Source organism: Bacillus sp. XB1 (assembly GCF_053557995.1).
On the sequence record NZ_JBNRIL010000003.1, the window covers coordinates 275886 to 297648 of the forward strand.

At 35.1% G+C, this 21763-nt stretch carries 19 protein-coding genes, 1 pseudogene and 1 riboswitch; of the genes and pseudogenes, 6 read left to right on the top strand and 14 right to left on the bottom strand.

Annotated elements, in window-relative coordinates; translation table 11 throughout:
- Nucleotides 1–37 precede the first annotated feature (37 nt).
- Together metA and ACK1U5_RS22580 are read right to left on the bottom strand one after the other, a co-directional pair.
- Nucleotides 38–943, bottom strand: a complete 906-nt coding sequence (metA, locus tag ACK1U5_RS22575) for a homoserine O-acetyltransferase MetA (RefSeq protein WP_001121538.1) — start codon at nucleotides 941–943, stop codon at nucleotides 38–40.
- Nucleotides 927–2225 (bottom strand): bifunctional O-acetylhomoserine aminocarboxypropyltransferase/cysteine synthase, encoded by a 1299-nt coding sequence (locus ACK1U5_RS22580; protein ID WP_044585038.1) that lies wholly within the window; start codon nucleotides 2223–2225, stop codon nucleotides 927–929. The genes metA and ACK1U5_RS22580 overlap by 17 nt, the downstream gene beginning before the upstream one ends.
- 92 nt (nucleotides 2226–2317) lie before the next feature.
- A riboswitch (SAM riboswitch) is annotated at nucleotides 2318–2422 on the bottom strand.
- 321 nt (nucleotides 2423–2743) lie between these two features.
- Between ACK1U5_RS22580 and ACK1U5_RS22585 the strand changes: the two genes are divergently transcribed.
- Nucleotides 2744–3973 (top strand): chloride channel protein, encoded by a 1230-nt coding sequence (locus ACK1U5_RS22585; protein WP_000182467.1) that lies wholly within the window; start codon nucleotides 2744–2746, stop codon nucleotides 3971–3973.
- 45 nt (nucleotides 3974–4018) lie between these two features.
- On the opposite strand, the gene ACK1U5_RS22590 is transcribed toward ACK1U5_RS22585, so the two are convergent.
- Entirely contained in the window at nucleotides 4019–4714 is a 696-nt protein-coding gene (locus tag ACK1U5_RS22590; protein WP_000760192.1) for a YjjG family noncanonical pyrimidine nucleotidase, read from the bottom strand.
- A gap of 107 nt (nucleotides 4715–4821) precedes the next feature.
- Here ACK1U5_RS22590 and ACK1U5_RS22595 point away from each other — a divergent pair, with 107 nt between their 5' ends.
- Nucleotides 4822–5493, top strand: coding sequence for a transcriptional regulator YeiL (locus tag ACK1U5_RS22595; protein ID WP_000703321.1), 672 nt, complete (start codon nucleotides 4822–4824; stop codon nucleotides 5491–5493).
- A gap of 60 nt (nucleotides 5494–5553) precedes the next feature.
- Here ACK1U5_RS22595 and ACK1U5_RS22600 read toward each other — a convergent pair whose 3' ends face one another.
- The 3 genes from ACK1U5_RS22600 to ACK1U5_RS22610 all read right to left on the bottom strand — a co-directional run bounded on the left by ACK1U5_RS22600 (nucleotide 5554) and on the right by ACK1U5_RS22610 (nucleotide 8611).
- Entirely contained in the window at nucleotides 5554–6180 is a 627-nt protein-coding gene (locus ACK1U5_RS22600; protein WP_061139576.1) for an FMN-dependent NADH-azoreductase, read from the bottom strand.
- A gap of 191 nt (nucleotides 6181–6371) precedes the next feature.
- The gene (locus ACK1U5_RS22605) at nucleotides 6372–7019 is read right to left on the bottom strand and encodes a response regulator (protein ID WP_000695812.1); all 648 of its coding nucleotides are present in this window, start codon (nucleotides 7017–7019) and stop codon (nucleotides 6372–6374) included.
- Nucleotides 7020–7039: 20 nt separating this feature from the next.
- Nucleotides 7040–8611: a GAF domain-containing sensor histidine kinase gene (locus ACK1U5_RS22610; RefSeq protein ID WP_000488144.1), complete on the bottom strand. Its 1572-nt coding sequence runs from the start codon at nucleotides 8609–8611 to the stop codon at nucleotides 7040–7042.
- 134 nt (nucleotides 8612–8745) lie between these two features.
- On the opposite strand from ACK1U5_RS22610, the gene pdxK reads away from it, so the two are divergent.
- The gene (gene pdxK / locus ACK1U5_RS22615; RefSeq protein WP_000174264.1) at nucleotides 8746–9570 is read left to right on the top strand and encodes a pyridoxine/pyridoxal/pyridoxamine kinase; all 825 of its coding nucleotides are present in this window, start codon (nucleotides 8746–8748) and stop codon (nucleotides 9568–9570) included.
- Between the two features lie 86 nt (nucleotides 9571–9656).
- Here the strand turns inward: pdxK and ACK1U5_RS22620 are convergent, their stop codons facing one another.
- From ACK1U5_RS22620 to ACK1U5_RS22655, 8 genes are all read right to left on the bottom strand, one after another.
- On the bottom strand, nucleotides 9657–10715 hold the full coding sequence (locus ACK1U5_RS22620) for a GGDEF domain-containing protein (RefSeq protein WP_069604734.1): 1059 nt from the start codon (nucleotides 10713–10715) through the stop codon (nucleotides 9657–9659).
- A 145-nt stretch (nucleotides 10716–10860) separates the two neighbouring features.
- Entirely contained in the window at nucleotides 10861–11064 is a 204-nt protein-coding gene (locus ACK1U5_RS22625; RefSeq protein WP_000914504.1) for a YbdD/YjiX family protein, read from the bottom strand.
- Nucleotides 11057–13132 (bottom strand): carbon starvation protein CstA, encoded by a 2076-nt coding sequence (gene cstA / locus ACK1U5_RS22630; RefSeq protein ID WP_000854310.1) that lies wholly within the window; start codon nucleotides 13130–13132, stop codon nucleotides 11057–11059. The genes ACK1U5_RS22625 and cstA overlap by 8 nt, the downstream gene beginning before the upstream one ends.
- A gap of 122 nt (nucleotides 13133–13254) precedes the next feature.
- Nucleotides 13255–13971 carry a LytR/AlgR family response regulator transcription factor gene (locus tag ACK1U5_RS22635; protein ID WP_000698256.1) on the bottom strand — a complete coding sequence of 239 codons (717 nt, stop codon included), beginning with the start codon at nucleotides 13969–13971 and terminating at the stop codon, nucleotides 13255–13257.
- A 218-nt stretch (nucleotides 13972–14189) separates the two neighbouring features.
- Nucleotides 14190–15389 carry an MFS transporter gene (locus ACK1U5_RS22640; RefSeq protein ID WP_000521077.1) on the bottom strand — a complete coding sequence of 400 codons (1200 nt, stop codon included), beginning with the start codon at nucleotides 15387–15389 and terminating at the stop codon, nucleotides 14190–14192.
- Nucleotides 15390–15603: 214 nt separating this feature from the next.
- On the bottom strand, nucleotides 15604–16344 hold the full coding sequence (locus ACK1U5_RS22645; protein ID WP_000290748.1) for a WecB/TagA/CpsF family glycosyltransferase: 741 nt from the start codon (nucleotides 16342–16344) through the stop codon (nucleotides 15604–15606).
- Between the two features lie 21 nt (nucleotides 16345–16365).
- Nucleotides 16366–17475: a glycosyltransferase family 4 protein gene (locus ACK1U5_RS22650; RefSeq protein ID WP_001221215.1), complete on the bottom strand. Its 1110-nt coding sequence runs from the start codon at nucleotides 17473–17475 to the stop codon at nucleotides 16366–16368.
- Nucleotides 17476–17570: 95 nt separating this feature from the next.
- On the bottom strand, nucleotides 17571–19043 hold the full coding sequence (locus ACK1U5_RS22655; protein ID WP_000880764.1) for an O-antigen ligase family protein: 1473 nt from the start codon (nucleotides 19041–19043) through the stop codon (nucleotides 17571–17573).
- Nucleotides 19044–19505: 462 nt separating this feature from the next.
- On the opposite strand from ACK1U5_RS22655, the gene ACK1U5_RS22660 reads away from it, so the two are divergent.
- The 3 genes and pseudogenes from ACK1U5_RS22660 (at nucleotide 19506) to ACK1U5_RS22670 (ending at nucleotide 21574) form a co-directional block, all read left to right on the top strand.
- Entirely contained in the window at nucleotides 19506–20138 is a 633-nt protein-coding gene (locus ACK1U5_RS22660; protein ID WP_000924371.1) for a trimeric intracellular cation channel family protein, read from the top strand.
- 134 nt (nucleotides 20139–20272) lie between these two features.
- Nucleotides 20273–20818 (top strand): annotated as a pseudogene (locus ACK1U5_RS22665) (protoglobin family protein); the annotation flags it as partial.
- Between the two features lie 54 nt (nucleotides 20819–20872).
- Complete coding sequence (locus tag ACK1U5_RS22670; RefSeq protein ID WP_370658441.1) at nucleotides 20873–21574, top strand: methyl-accepting chemotaxis protein; 702 nt, start codon at nucleotides 20873–20875, stop codon at nucleotides 21572–21574.
- Nucleotides 21575–21763: the final 189 nt, after the last annotated feature.

Sequence of the window (21763 nt, forward strand, 5' to 3'; positions counted from 1 at the left end):
ACAAGGAAAACGTTGCCACGTGTTACACAATCTTTCTTTACAATATATAAGGGGTTTCTTGATACACGTAATAATTCAACCAATTAGAAAACAATAAATTACCATGACTCCTCCACCTAACAAGCGGCTTTTCATCTGGATTATTATGTTTAAAATAGTTTTTTGGCACATCAATATTTAATCCCTTGTCACGATCTCGTTCGTATTCTTGTTTTAACGTCTCACAACTATATTCGCTATGTCCAAGGGCAAACACTTGCCTTCCTTCTGGCCCAATAACAAGGTGAACACCTGCTTCTTCAGAGTTTGCTAACAATGTTAAGTCTTTCACTCCTCTAATATCATTCTCTCGTACTTCTGTATGACGAGAATGCGGAGCAAAAAACAATTCATCAAATCCTTGTAACAATTTCACATGTTGCTCGCAAACTTCATGTTCAAATACACCGAACATTTTTTCCTTAAGGGGATACTTTGGAACACCATAATGATAGTACAAGCCAGCCTGTGCTCCCCAGCAAATATGGAGCGTAGATGTTACATTCGTTTTTGAATACTCCATAATATGTTTAAGCTCTTCCCAATAATCTACCTCTTCAAAAGCGAGGGTCTCCACTGGCGCTCCTGTAATAATGAGCCCATCAAACTTTTCATTTTCAATATCACGAAACGTTTTATAAAAGCTTGTTAAATGTTCTTGCGTTACATTACGAGATAGATGTGATTCCATATGAAGCAAATGAACATCTAATTGTAACGGTGTGTTTCCAATTAAGCGAAGTAATTGCGCCTCTGTGTCTTGCTTCGTTGGCATTAAATTTAATATAGCAATTTTTAAAGCGCGTATATCTTGTGTTTCCGCTCGCTCCTTCGTCATTACAAAAATATTTTCTTTTTGTAACACTTTGCGAGCCGGTAAATCTTTATCAATTATGATCGGCATGTGTTTTGCCCCCAACTAGAGCTGCTTCCAAATCTGCAATAATATCAGAAACATCTTCTATACCAACTGATAAACGAATTAAATCAGATGTAACACCAGCTAAACGCTGATCTTCAGCATTTAATTGTCTATGCGTCGTACTAGCAGGATGTATAACGCAAGTTCGTGCATCAGCTACGTGCGTTACAAGAGTTGCTAGTTTTACATTTGCGATAAATTCTTTTGCTGCTTCTAATCCGCCTTTAATACCGAAAGTTAAAACACCACTAGCGCCTTTTTTCAAGTACTGTTGTGCCAATGAGTAATTTTCATTACTATCTAAGCCCGGATAATTCACCCATTCAATACGTTCATGGCTAGCAAGCCACTTAGCAACTGCAAGAGCATTTTCACTATGACGTTCCATTCGTAAATGCAATGTTTCTAAGCCAATATTGCTAATATATGCATTGAATGGGCTCATACAATTTCCATAATCTCTTAATAGCTGAACACGTGCTTTCACAATATACGCTGCTGCACCAAAGTTTTGAACGTAACTTACACCGTGATAACTTGGATCTGGTTCAACAAGTTCAGGATACTTTCCATTTGTCCAATCAAAGTTTCCACCGTCAATTACAATACCGCCTAAGGAGCTCGCATGCCCATCGATATACTTCGTCGTAGAATGAACAATAATATTTGCCCCATGTTCAAACGCCTGGCATAAATAAGGAGTTGCTAATGTATTATCAACGATAAAAGGTACCTCTAATTCTTTAGCAGCAGCTGAAAATTCTTTAAAATTTAAAACATTCATCGCTGGATTTCCTAACGATTCTGCATAGATAAGTTTCGTCTTGTCATTAGCAAGCGCCGTAATTTCATCTGCCGTTAAATTTGGATTAAAGAACGTAACATCAATACCCAGTTTACGCAAACTCACTCCAAATAAATTAAACGTTCCCCCGTAAACCGTTGAAGAACAAAGTAAATGATCCCCACTACTACAAATATTTAAAACTGCGAGCATAATAGCTGCTTGCCCAGAAGCCGTTGCAACAGCTCCTACACCGCCTTCTAAATCTGATAACTTCTGCTCAAATGCGGCTAGAGTAGGGTTTCCAATACGTGTATAAATATATCCTTCTGCCTCTAAGTTAAATAGGGCTGCTAAATCATCTGAAGTATCGTATTTATATGTTGTACTTTGATAAAGTGGTAAAACACGTGGTTCACCATTTTTTGGCGTATAGCCACCTTGCACACAAATTGTTCCTTTTCCCCATGATTCTCCCATCTCTCATTCTCCTTTCTTTTATACAAAATAAAAAACTGCCCCTTTCCTGAAAACAAGAAAGGAGCAGTTTGAAAACACGCTCTAAAGGCTCTTTCTTATCTCTCAGGATTACTACCTGCAGGATTTGGCACAATTCCGTTATACGGCTGTTGCCAAGGTTTCATCGGGCCTGTCCCTCCACCTTTTCTTGATAAGACTATGCAATTACCGTTGATTTTATAGCAATAATTTCCTAATGTCAAACAGTTTTTCTGAATGTTCTAAAATAAATGTTAACAGTTTCATATAAAGCAACAAAAGAAATATATTCTAGTCTATTTCAAAAAAGACCTTTAAAAACCTCAAATCAATCTATAAAATTAAATAAGTAATTTAACCTATAAATTCAAATTCCCCTAAAGTTAGCCTATATGTTGAATAGGCCATCTTCTCAAAAAGATACTATATATATTCAATCCATTTTTCACTAGTATATTTCACTTTTTTACCTACTAAGATTTACATAACGGAGGTATAACATGACAAATAAAAAAGATATGCAGTACATACTTGCTCTATATGGCATTCTTCTAGGATCTATAGTAGGAGCTACAGTCTGGTTATTTTTAGTCACAATAAATATTGGAATCCACTTTATTTGGGGATACTTGCCTGAAGTTCTCTCTTTTCCCTCTTATTACACCCTTTGCGTAACAATAATTGGCGGGGTCCTTGTTGGTCTATCACAAAAACATTTCGGTACATACCCACGCCTTATGCCTGAAGTGATGGCTGAATATAAAAAAACTGGTCGAATCGAATATCGCTTTGTCCATCAGGCTACTTTAACAGCGATTATTGTTTTAATTTTCGGAGCTAGTCTTGGTCCAGAAGCCGCACTAGTTGGAATTATAGGCGGACTGTGCACATGGGTAGGGGATCGCTTTAAATTTGCCTTAAAGGGTATGAATGAGCTAACCGAGATCGGAATTGGAGCTACTTTAAGTGTCATTTTTAACGCACCATTATTCGGTTATTTAGCACCAAATGAAAATGAGGGGGAACAAATTGCTGCTTTTTCTAAAGGAAAAAAGGCGATTGTATACTTAACTACTACTTTCGCAGGTTTTTCTGTTTATTTACTACTGAGTAAACTCGATAATCGTGGATCCTTTATTGTTGATTTCGGGGAAGGTGCACTTTCTTTCAATGAATGGATCGCATTTCTTCCACTTGCTAGTATCGGTGCTATAGTTGGTTTCTTTTATTTCAAGTTAGAATTCACATTAGAGAAGTTAATTCACCCTTTTAGGGAATACAAACTGACACTCGGAATTATCGGTGGTATTTTATTAGGAATTGCGGGAACTTTTCTTCCGTACACATTATTTTCAGGGGAACATCAATTAAAAGAATTAGTTGTTGAATGGAGCCATTTATCTTTTTGGATACTACTTCTTTCAGGGATTTTAAAGTTGTGCATTACTGCCGTTTGTTTGAACACAGGGTGGCGAGGTGGACATATCTTCCCAATTATATTTTCCGGGTCAAGTATCGGATACGCTGTAGCATCTATTCTTCCTATAGATCCAGTAGCATCTGTTGCCATCGTAACGACAGCAATTTCAAGCTATGCGTTACGAAAGCCAATAGCTATAACATTACTATTACTTATGTTTTTCCCGCTTAATTTACTATTGCCCATGCTTGGTGCAGCTGCTATCGGGAATGCCTTTCCGCTCCCAAAACATAACGAAAATAAAAATTAATAAAAATAGGCAGTGGGGATAAAAGCTCCACTGCCTATTTTTTTATTACACATGCTGCTTTAATAACGCTTCTAACTCCTCAAAATTATGCACTTCATATGTCGGTATAATCCCACTATCATTTAATTTCCTTTCTGGATTAAACCAACAAGTATCAATTCCCGCTACATATCCACCTTTCATATCAGCGCTTAATGAATCCCCAATAATCAGCCCTGCTTCAGGTGCAAAGTTAGGAATCCGTTCAAAAACATAATCAAAATACTCTTTCATCGGCTTTTGAAAACCTGTATCTTCCGAAACAAAAACATCTTTAAATAATGAATGTAAACCTGCATTACGTAAACGTTTATCTTGCGTCTTAGAAACACCATTTGTCACTATATACAATTCATACTCTCCTTGAATTTGATTTATAAATTCAAACGCACCTTGCATGAGTTGATTTCCTTCTTCTAAGTAGTTACGATAATTATTTTCCAATAATATTCCATCTACTTCTTCTCCATACTCTTTAAACAACAGAGAAAATCTTGTATTTACAACTTCATTGCGTGATAGTTCCCCTTTTTCAAAAGCATCCCAAAGACCTTTATTTATTTTTTTATAACGAGCCTCTATCTCGTCTGTTAAAGGGATTCCCTTCTCTTCAAAAAGCACCCGTAAAGCCACTTTTTCAGCCTTTTGGAAGTCTAGTAATGTATCATCTACATCAAATAACAACGTTTTATATTTTTTCATAAATTCATCACACTCTCTTTTCTACAAAAACAAATTTACATAAATCGTATCATTCCTTCTTGTAAAGATAATAGGAGATATCTCATACTATACATAGGGGTGAAAATATGAAAATCAGCAAAAATGAGGAAGAAATTTATCAATACATGCGAATCCATCAATTCCATACCCTATTTTCATTTCATGTCTTGCCATATGTAGAGCTGCATTCTTTTCAAACGAAAGAGATGATATGTAGCGAAGGAAATGCTCTCCCTTATCTCTATTACTTAATTTCTGGGAAAGCAAAAATATATATGAGTCATAAAAACGGGAAGGTTTCATTAATTAATTTTATTCAAGCACCATCTTTTATCGGGGAATTAGGATTAATAGGAGTAGAAAATATTACTAAGTCCGTTGAAGTACTAGAAGATTGTGTGTGTTTGGCACTTCCTCTTAAAGATTGTCAGCAACTTTTATTACAAGATGCAACGTTTTTACAGCACTTATGTAAATTTATTGGAGAAAAGACAATTACTCGCACTGAAAATTACGCAAAAAACTATAGTTATCCTTTTGAAAATCGATTAGCTGCTTTTATTTTATTAACAGAGCAAAATAATTGTTATATAGAAAAGCATACCGAGGCCTCGGAATATTTAAATGTCAGCTACCGTCATCTTTTATATATATTAAATCAGTTTTGCCAACAAAATTATTTAAGAAAAGAAGGCCGAACATATTATATACAAGATCGAAATACATTAGAAAAACTTGCTGATGAACTAAAAATATAAAAAACAGCATTAACATGTAAACGTTAATACTGTTTTTTCGAGTGACGATTATAATTTTAATTAAAATTCACTTGCTACTTTAGCTGCTTCTTCAAGACCTGCAGCGATGATTTCTTCTGCTTTATCTGGGAATTGGTTATGTCCTTCAATAACTACTGTTTTCATGTTTGTTGCGCCGAAGAAGCCCATCATACTTGCTACATATTTAACAGCCATTTCTACCTCAGCTGCTGGACCTTCTGAATATACGCCGCCTCTTGCATTTAATAATGCAATCTTCTTATCTCCGATTAGGCCAACTGGACCCTCTGGCGTATATTTGAACGTTTTACCAGCACGGTTTAAATAATCAATATATGTGTGCAATACTGCTGGAATCGTTAAGTTCCATAATGGGAAGCCGAAAACAACTTTATCAGCTTCTAGGAATTGATTTAAATACTTATCAGCAACTGCTACTGCTTTTGCTTCTTCTTCTGTTAAATCAAAGCCTTTACCTGCCTTGAATGTACCATTAATCATGTCTACGCCTACATATGGTAATTCTTCTTTATATAAATCAAGTTCTACTACTGTATCATTTGGGTGTGCTTCTTTATAGTTTGCTAAAAATGCCTCATATAATTTTACACTAACCGCTTGTTCCGCTGGACGGTTATTTGCTTTAACGAATAAAACTGTTGCCATTATTTATTCCTCCTAGTACTCACTCTTATGTTGTTATATGCTTTCAAAAAAGGTATCCCTTGTAATTGTTGTTTTGTTGCTTACAAACATATTTTATCTTTATATAAAGACAATTTCGTCCTCACATAGACGTATTTTTTCATAAAAAAAGTCCACCTTCCAAAGGCGAACTTGGTCTTACGACTTTCGTCTTATACAATTCCATTTTTCACTGCATATAATGCCGCTTGCGTACGATCAGATAAATTCAACTTACTCAAAATGCTACTTACATGCGCCTTAACTGTCTTTTCTGTAATAACTAAAACCGATGCAATTTCCTTATTGCTCATCCCTTTTGCTAATAGCTGCAATACTTCATTTTCTCTCGCTGTTAGCACATCCACTTGAATAGAAGGTTCTTCTTCCTTTTCTTCTACAGGTAATGTTTGAGAGAGAAGAGCATTTGCTATATCCGGATGTAATTGAATATTACCTTTATATGCGCTTCGAATAGCCTCAACAAGCTGATCTGGTTCTACATCTTTTAAAATATACCCACTTGCTCCAGCCCTTAATGCAGGTAACACATGCGCCTGATCAGAAAAGCTAGTTAATACAATTACTTTCACATTTGGATACTCTTTTTTAATATATGCCGTCGCCTCAACACCATCCATTTCAGGCATGTATAAATCCATTAATATAACATCGGGAGTTGTTTCTCCTACTTTCACTAACGCTTCTTTCCCATTATTCGCTTCTCCAACTAACTCTAAATCTTCCTGTGTACTTAAGAAAAATGCTAATCCTTTTAAAACGACTGTATGATCATCAACTAACAATACTTTTATTTTCACAAACTTCCCTCATTTTCACATCATAATGGTACGTTTACTTTTACGCTCGTTCGTTTATTACTACTTACAATTTTAATTGTTCCACCAACTAATTCTACTCTTTCACGCATCGTAGTCATACCTAGTGATTTCTTTTCTTTTATATTCTTTTCCACAAATCCCTTTCCTTGATCAACTATTTCTAATGATACATTTTTCTCATTCACTGTAAAATAAATCGTCGCTTCTTTTACACCTGCATGCTTACTTACATTGTTCAGTGCTTCTTGGCCTATGCGCCACAAAGCTTCTTCTACTACACGAGGTAAATCACGAACACCCGTAACTTGCTCCCTAATTTTCAGTCCCAAATTTTCACCGTACTGCTTTAGAGCTGGCAATAATCCTTTTTCTAATCCCGCCGGACGAAGCTGCCAAATTAATGTCCTCATTTCTTTCAAAGCTCCTTGCGCAAGTTCACGCATCTCATGCAAAGATTGATCTACCTTTTCATTTTTACCTTTTAAAACTGCCTCGGCGCCTTTTGTCATGAAGGTTAATGAAAATAATTTTTGCGAAACAGAATCATGTAAATCTCTTGCTAACCGATTTCTTTCTTCCATTCGTACAAGTTCACGGCGCTGCTCGTTTAACCTCAAATTCTCTATTATTAACGAAACATGGTTCGATAATGCTTGAATTACGTCTATTGTATTAGCATCAAACTCTCCATTATTCAAGCTAACACATAAAACACCAAATATATGGTTTTGAATATGTATTGGTGTAGCAATAACAGCTCGATTTAGATGTACATTATGTCCTATTTGATGTTTTATTAGAACTGGTTCATCTTGTTCTAACGCCCTCTTGGCCGCCTCTTTTACATCCTCTTGTAACTCTTCCTGAACGTAAGACGCTCGCAGAGATAATTCTTTTTCCTCCCTAATAAAAAGCGCTACTTGATTCCATTGAAATACTTCACCTACGTGATTTACCACTTTTTCAGGTAGTACATTAAACTTATGAATCGTTTTTAAATCTTGAATGAAACGCTCTAATTTCACATAATAATGTGCTCTTCTCTTTTCATTTTCATATAATTTTGTTCGCTTTAAAGCCGTACCAATTTGGAAAGCAACCGATTGGAGTAATACTAATTCTTCTTCTGAAAAATGTGTTTTACCCGGACTTGCAACATTTAACACCCCAAATTTTTCTCCCCCAGCTTTTAAAGGAACCGTAGCATGATGAAGAATGCCCTCCGTATCTCCCCAATTATATTCAATTGCATTATTAATTCTTTTACATTCAATAATATTAACGGCTCTCTCTAATTTTCCATCTACAAAACCTCGTAAACACCAACATTCACCTTCGCACATCGGGCGTTTATTTTCATATGTCAGTGCCTCTGGTAATTGATAGTCAATTAACTTCGTATACTTCCCATTTTCATCCGCAAGAAAAATCCATCCTGTCGTTAAACCTGTTACACTTAGTAATTTCTCTAGGACAGCTTGCAATACATGATATGTATCATTTGATGTATTTAATGTTTCTGCAATTTCCTTTAATATAACTAATTCATTTGTACGATTATCTCGAAACATACTCAGTCTCCTGCATACAAGATTTTAAATAGCTCTTAAAATAAATCATCTACTTTTCACTTTGTACTTATTCGTAACATTGATATAATGGTGAGAACATAGTTTTCATTATATCACTCGAGGGGGCTTTCATAATGACATTAAATAAAGCACTTACTATCGCTGGTTCTGACACAAGTGGCGGTGCTGGTATACAAGCAGATTTAAAAACATTCCAAGAACTGGGCGTATACGGAATGACATCTCTTACAACAATCGTAACGATGGATCCACATAACGGTTGGGCACATAACGTATTTCCAATCCCAGCTTCTACATTAAAACCACAATTAGAAACAACAATTGAAGGTGTTGGCGTAGACGCTTTAAAAACAGGTATGCTTGGATCAGTAGAAATTATTGAAATGGTTGCAGAAACAATCGAAAAGCACAATTTCAATAATGTAGTAGTTGACCCTGTTATGGTATGTAAAGGTGCTGATGAAGCATTACATCCTGAAACGAATGACTGCTTACGTGACGTTCTTGTTCCAAAGGCATTAGTTGTAACACCAAACTTATTTGAAGCTTACCAATTAAGTGGCGTAAAGATTAATTCTCTTGAAGACATGAAAGAAGCAGCGAAAAAGATCCATGCTTTAGGTGCAAAATACGTCCTAATTAAAGGCGGTAGCAAACTTGGTACGGAAACTGCAATCGACGTCCTATATGATGGAGAAACATTCGACCTTCTAGAATCAGAAAAAATTGATACGACAAATACACACGGCGCAGGTTGCACATATTCTGCTGCAATTACAGCAGAACTTGCAAAAGGAAAACCTGTGAAAGAAGCAGTAAAAACTGCTAAAGAATTCATCACGGCTGCTATTCGTTACTCATTCAAAATTAACGAATACGTAGGTCCAACTCACCATGGTGCATATCGTAAATTTGTTGTATCAAAAGAGCTTGTCTAATATATAAATAAAAAACACTCACAAAGTTCATACATTGCCTCTGTGAGTGTTTTTTATAAGCTTTATGTCTTCTGGTCATCTTATCTTTAAGATACAGAGCTGACCTTATTTCTACCATTTCGTTTCGAGTAGTATAACGCATCATCCGCCGCTTGAATAAATTTCTCCGGTGATTCTTCATATTCTGAAACCCCCACCGAAACTGTAATTTTTATTTTCGTTCCATCTAACAATTGAAATGGGTGACTTTCAACAGCTGTACGAATTTGCTCGCCCATACGAATTCCGTAAGCTAATCCCTTATTCGGTATCAAAAGCGCAAACTCCTCTCCACCCTTTCGAAAAGCCAAATCTGGAAATTGTGAAGTTTCTCGTAAAATACATCCTACTTGTTTTAGCACTTCGTCCCCTGCAGGATGCCCGTACGTATCATTTACATACTTAAAGTGGTCAATATCTATAAGTAGTAAACAAAACGAATCATTTTTCATGTTCTTATTACTAATATGACGATTCATCTCTAAATCAAACTGTCTTACGTTTCCTAAACCTGTCAATGCATCTATCGTTGCGTATTGTTTCATCTTTTGAAATAACTCATTGGATTGTAAAACATAATTTGCACTTATGAATGTTATGTAACCTGTAATAATACTAGAAATTAAATATAATCCCACTATGTGGATCTCTTTAATTAACCATATATATAACGCTGGGATTAGAATAGATAAAATATATGTGTGTAACCATACCCACTTTCCCCCTAAAGAAAGCTTCATGCGCGAAATAAAGATACTCCCTATTCCTATCGCAATGATTGTATAAAAAGCCACTTGAGAAGCTAATGAATAATCCATAAACAACAGCCTAGTTACTAAAATCATACCAATTGTTATGGTACTCGCTATCGGTCCTCCAATAATAACAGCTAGAATAACAGCTAAATAGCGTAAATCCAATAGAATGGTACCAACACGAACACTGAAATACATTAATACTATACCTAGTATCCCAGTAAAAATGCCTACTACACATTTCTGCCCAAAAGAGAATCCTTCTTTTAACGGCTTATCCCTTAAAAGCTGACCCCCAATAAAAATAAAGGAAAGAATAATTGTTGTATTTACAAATAAGTCCCTTAACATAAAATAATCTCCCTACTTTTCCATCTATCCCCTTCCTCACTTTATTGTATACGAAATACCTTTAATTCCCAAAGGTTTTGTTTATTTTTGCTGTTCCACGTGAAACAGCAAAAAAATAAAAAGAGCGAAAACTCGCCCTTTTTCATTAACAACAGCGTGATATTTTTCCACCCTTTGCATTAAATCTTGCTTCTTGTGCCTCAGCAAAAAATTGCTTTTGACATACAACCTCTTCTTCAGGATGATGCTTTTTCATATGCTCCACATATACTTCATAACTTGGTACTCCAACGAGCAAACTAATAAAGCGTTTTCTTTCACCCCATACTTGCCACAACTTTTTAAGCATAGTTCCTCGACTCACTTTCATCTCTAGGAATATATGGTGCCTCTTTTAACGGCATTGGCTTATTTCTTAATACTTGGATCCAAATTCGAAGTGCTGAAATTAACACAGCGATTACAACTATCATAAAAATTCCGCAAAGCGCTGCATCGATATAATCATTGAAAATAATTTGCTTCATTTGAGCGACATTTTTAGCTGGCGCTAACACTTTTCCCTCATCTAATGCTCCCTGAAATACCTTTGCATGCGATAGAAATCCAATTTTAGGATTTTCATGAAATAGCTTTTGATATCCCGCCGTCATCGTTACAATCAGCAACCCGATAGTTGGAATAAGTGTTACCCAAACGTACGCCTTTTTTCCCATTTTAAACAAAATTGTCGTTCCAAGTAATAATGCAATACCTGCTAGCATTTGATTTGCAATACCGAAAAGTGGCCATAATGTATTAATTCCACCGAGCGGATCTATTACCCCTTGGTATAAGAAATATCCCCACCCTAATACACATAATGTTGTAGCGATTACATTCGCTAATGTAGAATCCGTTTTCCCAAATGGCTTATATACATGCCCTAAAATATCTTGAATCATAAATCGGCCGACACGCGTTCCGGCATCAATTGTTGTTAAAATGAATAGAGCTTCAAAGAGAATCGCAAAATGATACCAAAATGCCATCATGGCCGTTCCACCTATTACTTGTGAGAAAATATATGCCATACCTATCGCTAATGTTGGCGCACCACCTGTACGTGATAAAATTGTTTGCTCTCCAACATTTACAGCGAGATCTTTTAGTTCATTTGGTGTAATAGCAAATCCCCATGAGGAAATAACTTGAGCTGCCTGCGAAACATCTGTACCGATAAGTGCTGCGGGGCTATTAATTGCAAAATACGTTCCCGGTGTTAATACACAAGCTGCAATCATCGCCATCGCTGCTACAAACGACTCCATTAACATTGCTCCATAACCGATTGGCTGTGCGTGTCCCTCTTGCTCGATCATCTTCGGCGTCGTACCTGATGAAACGAGAGCATGGAATCCAGACACTGCACCACAAGCAATAGTAATAAATAAGAACGGGAATAAGTTTCCAGAAAACACAGGACCAGTTCCATCAATAAATTTCGAAACTGCTGGCATTTGTAAATCTGGTGCTACAATTAAGATACCGATTGCTAACCCTACAATTGTTCCGACTTTTAAAAATGTACTTAAATAATCACGTGGTGCTAAAAGCATCCAAACTGGTAATGCCGATGCGATAAATCCATATACAATAAGCATAATAGCAATTGTTTCACCACTAAATGTGAACATACTTGCAAGTGTTGGATTTTCTGCTACATACTGTCCTCCAACAAGAGATAAAATAAGTAGGATAATACCAATTACTGATCCTTCTCCAACACGACCAGGCCTAATATAGCGCATATAAACTCCCATTAAAATAGCGATAGGAATCGTTGCTGCTATCGTAAACATTCCCCAAGGACTTCCGATTAGTGCCTTTACTACGACTAACGCTAATACTGCTAATAAAATAATCATAATTCCTAAAATACCTATCATTGCAATTAGTCCTGTAACAGGTCCAATCTCATCTTTAATCATTTCTCCTAACGATTTACCATTACGTCTCATCGAAGCAAATAAAATGACAAAATCTTGGACAGCCCCCGCAACAACTACCCCAACAATAATCCAAATGGTTCCTGGTAAATATCCCATTTGTGCTGCTAAAATCGGTCCTACTAAAGGTCCCGCCCCAGCAATCGCTGCAAAGTGATGTCCAAACAATACCCACTTATTTGTTGGAACATAGTCTTTCCCATCGTTTAATGTATGGGCTGGTGTTTGCCGATTATCATCTAAATTAAAAACCTTTCTCGCTATAAATCTACTATAAAAGCGGTAAGCAACTGCATATACACATACGGCAGCTACTAAGAGCCATACAGCATTAATGGTTTCACCTTGTGATAAAGCTATTACCCCAAAAGCACCTGCTCCTACTGCTGTAATAACGCCCCAAAGTAAGATCGATTTCAATGTCTTCACATACAATTCCCCCAATACTATTTCTTAGTGGAGATTGTACTAAATTTTCTGAATATTTAACTTGAATCCTCCCTATCATGAAGGATTTTCAGTTTATCATGTTAAATTACTCTCATTACCTACTATAATTCAATGTTATTTCGAAGGCGTTTTACATAATTACGACTGACTGGAATCGGTTGCTCATCATACCTATCTAAATACAAATTATACGTGCCATTATAATACGGTTTCAGTTCTTTTACATATGACATATTAATTAAATAGCTTTTATGTACACGTAAAAAATCATATGCATTTAGCTTATTTTCTAATTCCTGAAGTGTATATGTTGAAATATACTGATTATTCGTTGTGTAAATTGAAACAGTTTTATTTTCTTTATTTTTACTTACATATACGATATCTTCTGGAAGAATATATCGTATACCCTCTTGACTTTCTATCGGTAGTTTTCGCAAATAACTCTTTGCTTTCTCACCTTGTTCTTTACCTATTTTATATAAAAGAAATTGTAAATCTTCTTCACGAAATGGTCGCAATAAATAATAAAATGCTTGGAAACGAAAGGCTGTAATAGATTCTTCTATGTTTTCACCTACAAAAATAAATTTTGTATAGCAATTTATTTCTCGTAATAAACTTGCATATTCAAAACCAGTACCATCTAGTAATTTGGAACTTAAAAAAACAAAGTCTGGTATATGTTTTTTCATCATAAATAAAGATTCTGTTCCTGTCTTTGCTTCAAAACATTCTACATTTCTCATATTTTCAGTGAAATTTTCAGCTAACTCTCTTCTCTCTTCTGCCTCTTCCATGATCAGTAAAATTTTCATTTCTTCAACCACCTAATTCTTTGTCCATATGTCCTGTTGTATACATTCGCTTTTATAAGAAATAATCCCTTTTTCTTACTATACCATTATTTATCTAAAAAAACAGAAAAAAGGAAACCACTTCGGTTTCCTCTCCCCTTTTATCCCGCACTAACTGCCTATAAAGAGCCGAGTAGTGTAGGATAATAAACGGTCAGGGATACGTTTAAATTTTCACTTTATACTAATTCTCGTTGCTTCGTTTCCTGTCCAAGTATTATTACAGCGAATACACCAATTAAAATTGATCCACAGAAAATCGTAAATATTAATGATAGTGAAGCTTCTGAAGCAACTAAATATCCCACTAATAGTGGCCCAAGAATACCACCAATACGACCAAATGCTGCTGCCATTCCTGCACCTGTACCACGAATAACCGTTGGATACTGCTCAGGTGTATAGGCGTATAATGCTCCCCAAGCACCTAAGTTAAAGAAGGATAGTAACATACCTGCCACGATTAATACTGTTAATGAATCCGCAACCCCAAACAAATAAGCACTGCAAGCTGTCCCGATTAAATACGTAACCAAAACAAATTTACGACCGAGACGTTCAATAAACCAAGCAGCTGTGAAATATCCTGGAAGTTGAGCTAATGTCATAATAAGTACGTATTGGAAACTTTTTATTAAACTAAATCCTTTTAGCACCATTACACTCGGTAACCAAAGGAACATTCCATAATAGGAAAAAACAACACAAAACCATAGAATCCATAGCATAATTGTTGCTTTACGATATTCCCCAGACCAAACTGATTTTATATTTTCAATAACAGATGGCCTTTTTTCAACTTTTTGGAACCTTGGGGAATCCGGTAAATTCCATCTTAAATATAAAGCATATAATGCTGGAACTGCACTCAATACCATCGCAACTTCCCAACCATATTTAGGAATAACAAAATACGAGATAAGAGCTGCAATTAGCCATCCACCTGCCCAAAAACTTTCTAATAACACAACAATTTTCCCACGCTCATGCGCTTCAACACTCTCTGATACTAGTGTAGAGGCAACCGGAAGCTCTCCGCCAAGCCCCATACCAATTAAAAAGCGTAAAACGAGAAACATCGCAAGTGTCGTTGTTAATGCAGTTAAACCACTACCGATAGAAAATAATAATAATGTAATAATAAAGACTGATTTTCGCCCTATTTTATCTGATAGTATCCCAAAAATAAGCGCTCCTACTGCCATGCCGATTGAGTTAATACTGCCTATCCAGCCCATTTCTTGCGTACTTAATCCCCAATCCTTTTGCAAGGCTACCATTACAAATGAAAGCATTCCAACATCCATTGCATCAAATAGCCATCCAAGCCCAGCTATACCAAGCAGTTTGCGCTTCGAAATTTCTTTTACCTTGCCCACTAGAAGTCCTCCTCACACAGGTGTCTTTACACATCATTTTACATGTGTGAATTGTATAAGTAAAATACTTTTGTGTAAAAAATTCTCCTTCATCATTCCCAAAAAGTAAAACGTCTATCCCGATTGGTGAGAGCTAATAATCAGTGGGGATGCCTCACTGATTAAAGTTTCAATTTATTAAAAATGAACAAATAAAAAAAGCAGCGATATTTCGCTACTTTTTCGAACGCATTACTTCTTTTAAAAATTCCGCTAATACTAACTGACGACGCCAGCGTGTTGGATTACTGCATAATCTATAAAACCACTCTAAATGAATCGCTTGAATCCATTTTGGTGCGCGTTTTACCTCTCCAGCCCATACGTCTAAACTTCCACCCACTCCAACAGCCATTTTCGTTTCTAAACGATGCTTATTGTTTTGGATAAAGTTCTCTTGTCTCGGGAAACCAAGTGCAACAAGTAATAAATCTGGTTTTGCTTCTTGAATGCGAGAAATAATATTCTCTTCGTCTTCTTGTTTAAAATAACCATCTTGTATACCAGCGATGGATACAGCTGAATATGTCTTTGTTAAATGATCTGCTGCAGCTTGTACAACATGCGGCTTTGCACCTAATAAGAAAACAGATACCGGCTTACTATCTTCTGATAACTTCGCAAGTAAATTACACATTAAATCAAAACCTGCTACACGTTCTTTTAAAGGTGTACCAAGCATCCCGCTTGCCTTTACAACCCCAATACCATCAGGTGTAATTAAATCTGTATTCAATAATGTTTGATAGAACTTTTCATCCTTTTTTGCGCACATAACAATTTCAGGGTTTGCTGTTACTACCTGAAACGTATGAGTTCGCTCCGCTTCTAGTTGTTCTTTTAAATATTGGACCGTTTCATCCATTGTCATTGTAGAAAAAGGAACGCCTAGAATATCAACTGTTTGTACTGCCATAGTTAACTATCCTCTCTATCATTACAAGTTTTTCGCTATTAATTGCTTATATGTTTCCTTTGTATCTTCATATAGTTTTTGAAGTGAGAAGTTCATAGTAGCATGCTCATAAATATGTTTACCCATTGCTGCTAACTCTCCAGTTTTCCACTTATCATACGCTTCTTCTAAAGCTAATGCTAATGCCTTTCCATCACCTGTCGGCACAATCCATCCGTAAGTTTCATCTACGATTAATGGTTCAATTTCTCCAGCCCTAGTCACAATTGATGGTACGCGCTGATTTGCCGCTTCTAATAAAACTAGTGGGAACCCTTCACTATGGGAAGTTAATAAATTTACATGTGACGACGCAAATAATTGTTTTACATCTTGACGATGTCCTAAAAACTCTACTTTATCGTTAATCCCTTTTTCAGTAGCTAATGACTTTAGATTTTCTTCTAATGGGCCATCGCCAACTAATAATACTTTAATTTTCTCTAATTTTGTTTGTTGTAACGCATCGAATAAAACTTCATGTCCTTTGACAGGATGTAATCGTGCTACTTGAATTGCCGTAAATACATCTTCATCAATATTGAACATTTCTTTTTTATTATAGCCTTCTGCTTTTTCCTTATCGTATTCAATTCCATTATAAATAACATGCATCTTTTCATTTGAAATACCTAATGCTGCCAGGCTTTTTTTCAATCTATTTGTTACAACGAAAAATAAGTCTATATTTTTTAAGGCTTTCAAATTTAATTTCGTAAAAATCCAACCTTTTAAGCCCTGTTTAGTAAAGTCTTGAAATGGATCACTATGAATAGTCGTTACCCATTTTGCCTTTATTCTCTTTTTCATTAAAGAAACATAGAAATTAGCCCTAGGGCCATGTGTATGAACTACATCAAATTTTTCTTTATTAATAAATTCACTTATATTCTTTAAAATGGATAAATCATAGCGCGATTTTTGTGAAAACACATGGACTTTTATCCCTAACTCCCTTGCTTCCTTCGCAACAATTCCATCTTCAAATACTGCTAATTCTACTTCACCAGCTGGAAACTGATCGAGAAGTGAAATAATATGTGTTTTCCCTCCCCCATCTTCTGCTCCTGCATTCATATGCAATATTCTCATATTTTTTCCTCCTTTAAATCCTCGCTACGTTTCCATCTATTTTTATTTTACTGTACTAAAAAATAAAAGCTAACAAAAGTTAGCTTTTATTTTTATCATTCAATTTCTAGGTCTACTATTAGATAAGCTAACACCACTACAAAGTAAATACCAACTCCTGGTGCTGTTAAAATATGTCCTGCAATATAAGCAATACCTAACGCTAACAATAAGCTTGCTGAAATCATTCCATATTTTATATTAAATATGTCCTTAAATCTCGTAGCAAATGCTAGTAGAATTCTTAGCCCGTAATAAATAAATGGAATCATTAGTAATACAAAGCCAATAATCCCGAAATCATAAAACCAATCATGGAAGTCCATTTCAATTAGTTTTGGATCTGGCTGCTTTTGTTCATTGTATTTAAAGTTACCTGCATAACCCATTCCTAATAACTTTTGTGACATTGGCGCTTCTTTAAAGAACTGCTTATGTCTTTCTTCATATACTTGACGTCCACTGAAAATAAGATTTTCTTGATTTTCTTTCTTTTGCTCTTTCTCAAGCTCTTTCTTAACTTCCTCTTCTATCTTCGCCTTTTCTTCTGGCTTTTCAACTTTATGGTGATTTTCTTCTTTTTCTTTAAGTTCTTGCTCTTTTTTCAGCTTCTCTTTAATTTCTTTTTCTTTTTGACCTTGCTGCGCCACATTTTGCTCTGATAAATAATTATTGTGAATACCCATATTTTGTGCTAATGGCGTTTGTTTAAACGTTCCAACTACACCAGCTAATAGGACAATAGCAATTACTGCATTAAGCGCAAGGGATTTTTTGTTCGGATTTTTTCTATCAAATAATAATTGTAGTACAATGATTCCGATTGCTGCCGCTAACGTAGCACCAATTGAGCCCATCCCTACTTTTGTACCAACTTGAATTAGCGAATAAATCATTAAAAGTGATGGAATCCAATATAAAATGTGTTTCCAGCTCTTTGTTTTTTGAATAGAATATAGTACCACAATAGGGAAAATAATAGCTAAGATTGAACCTAGTTCATTCCCTGCATAGAACCAACCTCGAGAACCAACCTTCATCCATTCATAACTACCAAAGTCAGTAGATGTTGAAATAGAAATAACCATAATTGCGTTAATGATTAATGTAGAATATACAATACTATTTCGAACCTTATCACTAATATTAACTGTCTTTTTCAATGATTTTAAAGCTAAAATGTATGATCCCAGCATGATATATATATATAATGCTTTTGCAACGAATTTAACTTCTTCACTAAGTACAATAGGATCCTTAACTAGTTTGTTATTAATAAATCCTATTCCTAAAACTCCGGCTAATAATATAAGATAAATTAAAAACTTTCTATTTTCCTTCTCTTTTGCCTGAATTAAAATATAAATGCCACCAACAGCCATAATAAGGAATCTTACTAAAATTCCAACGGTAGCATTTGACTTTAATAAAGTGATGCTAAGAGACGTTAATAAATCTAAAACAGGCTGTAAAATAATAAAAAAGAGCAAAAAACGCTCAAATCTAACCCTAGCTTGATTTGCTAACATTCCAAGACCTCCATACAAAATCTTAACATTATCTTTTAATCATAATTTATTATCGTTAAAACACACCTAGCAATTATAACATAACTCATATTTAAATTGAGAACTATTTTTATATCGAAACTAGCCACTCTACCTTAAGTAGTACTAGAAAATATTATCCTTTAGCTATCCTTCCCTATCTCTATAAAAACTATCTAACACTCTTCTACTTATTATCAGCATTATAGTAACATTCATTAATCATTATATTAATATATAGAATTTAATAATTACAAAATGACATCTACTCAGCTATCCCACAACTAAAGGTTAACCTTGCTTCATTTTTCCCTAAACATTTTCAAACGCTTTCTTTATGTATTTTATCCGTTTTTCTACATGTAACGAAAAGTAATTGTTATTTCCAATACTTTAGTGTATATTTTTTCTCTGGAACATCTTTAAGAGGAAGGGATTAAGGCCATGTTATTAATCGATATATTTACGTTTCTTGGCATTATCGCCGCTGCCATTTCTGGTACATTAGTTGGTTTAAAAAAAGATTTAGATTTATTTGGTGTCCTTTGTTTAGCTGTAGCTACTGCGCTCGGCGGCGGTATTATTCGTGATATTATGATCGGTAACCTGCCCCCTGTCGCATTTGTAAAACCCATTTACTTTTTCGTAAGTGTATTATCAGCATTATTTACTTGTATGTTTTTTGAACGCATCAATAAACTTCAAGTCGTTATTATGCTTTCTGATGCTGTTGGCTTAGGCGTTTTTACAGCTATTGGTGCAAATGCGGCAATGTCACATCATGTTGACGCCTCATTTCTAGTTGTTTCAATGGGAGTCATTACAGGTATTGGAGGCGGTATTTTGCGTGACATTTGTGCTCAAGATATCCCTTACGTATTCCGAAAAGAAATTTACGCAATCGCTTCTATCTTAGGAGCAATTAGCTTCCTAATCACACACGCTATGGGGGCGCACGTATTAGCTTTCTATGTTTGTTTATTAGTAACATTCGTTATTCGTGTCGTCACTGTAATATATAATGTGCATTTCCCTGTTTTCTTTAAAACACATGCTAAAATTAATAAAGGCCATTAAGAGAATTCTATCTAGAATTCTCTTAATTTATGTACTATTCAACAAACTAATATAGAGTAATTATATATAAGCATATATAATTACTCTATATTAGTTTTAAAATTGAAAACGTTTTATATACAGGGGGAAGAATGATGCTTGGGGTTTTCAAAAAAAATATTAATAAAACAAACGCCAGTATAATCGAATTAAGTAAAGAGCAACAAATAACTTTTAATGTACCTACTAATTCTGAATTGAAAATTCAAATGGATATGCTACATATTTCAAAAGAAGATTTACAAGTTGTAAAAATACTACAGCCTTTTATTTATGCAGAAATTGATTGGATTACTGAAAAATTCTATGCCAACATTACAAAACAACCTAATTTAATTACTATTATTGAACGTTACAGCTCTATTCCAAAACTAAAACAAACTTTAAAAACACATATTAAAGAATTATTCAGCGGCAATATGCATGAAGATTTTATTGAACAGCGTGTTAGGATTGCCAAAAGGCATGTACAAATTGGTTTACATCGAAAATGGTATACTGCTGCTTATCAAGAATTATTCCGCTCTATCATGAAGATTTTGCAAACAAAAATAACAACAATCGATGATTTTTCCTATTCTATAAATGTCATAAATAAATTATTCACTCTTGAACAAGAACTTGTTCTTGCAGCTTATGAATCTGAATATGAAAGAATGCAAAAAGAGCATGAGAAAGAAAAAGAATTAACTGCTATGACAATTACGCATATCGCAACAGAACTAGCTGCTGTATCTGAAAAAACAAGCTCTTCTATTCAAAAACTAACCGCCAAATCTGAAACTATTGTAGAGATTGCTAAAACAGGTACATCATTAGCTACAACATCTGAAGAAAAAGCAAATAAAGGGAAAGAACAATTAAACCAGCAGAATAAACGAATGGGATCTATTCAAATGAATATGGAAACGATTATTACAGATACTCATGAACTTCTCAATATTTCTAACAAAATTAATGAAATCATAGATATTGTTAAATCGATTGCGGAGCAAACAAATTTACTCGCACTAAACGCTGCTATCGAGTCTGCACGTGCTGGAGAATTTGGGAAGGGGTTTTCTGTTGTTGCTGGTGAAATTCGAAAATTATCAGAGCAAACGAAAGAATCTATATTTAACGTTACAAAGCTCGTCGAAAAAACAAATGAACAAATTACTCGTGTCTCGTCTTCCGTGAAACAAATTAGCTCTCTCGTATCGGAAGGAACGGATAGTATGTCGGCAACAGATCGATACTTCCAAGAAATTGTAAAAGATATGTCTAACTCAAAAGAACAGAATAAGAAAATTGAACACGAACTACAAGCTATTTCACAAGTAATGAAAGGAATTCAAGATGATTCCTCACAAATGGCTCTAACAGCCGATAATTTGCAACTAGAACTAAATCGATAAGATAAAGTAAAACTTTAATCAGTGGGGGGTTGTTCATTTCCCACTGATTATTAGCCCTCACTAATCAGGCTTTTACGGGCAGCAGGGCCCCACCTAATTTCTTTGTTTTCGCTGAATTTTAAGATGGGGGTCTTACTTCCTGGAAAATAGCGGCATAAAATTCAGGTCAGGCATACTTTTCATCTGCAC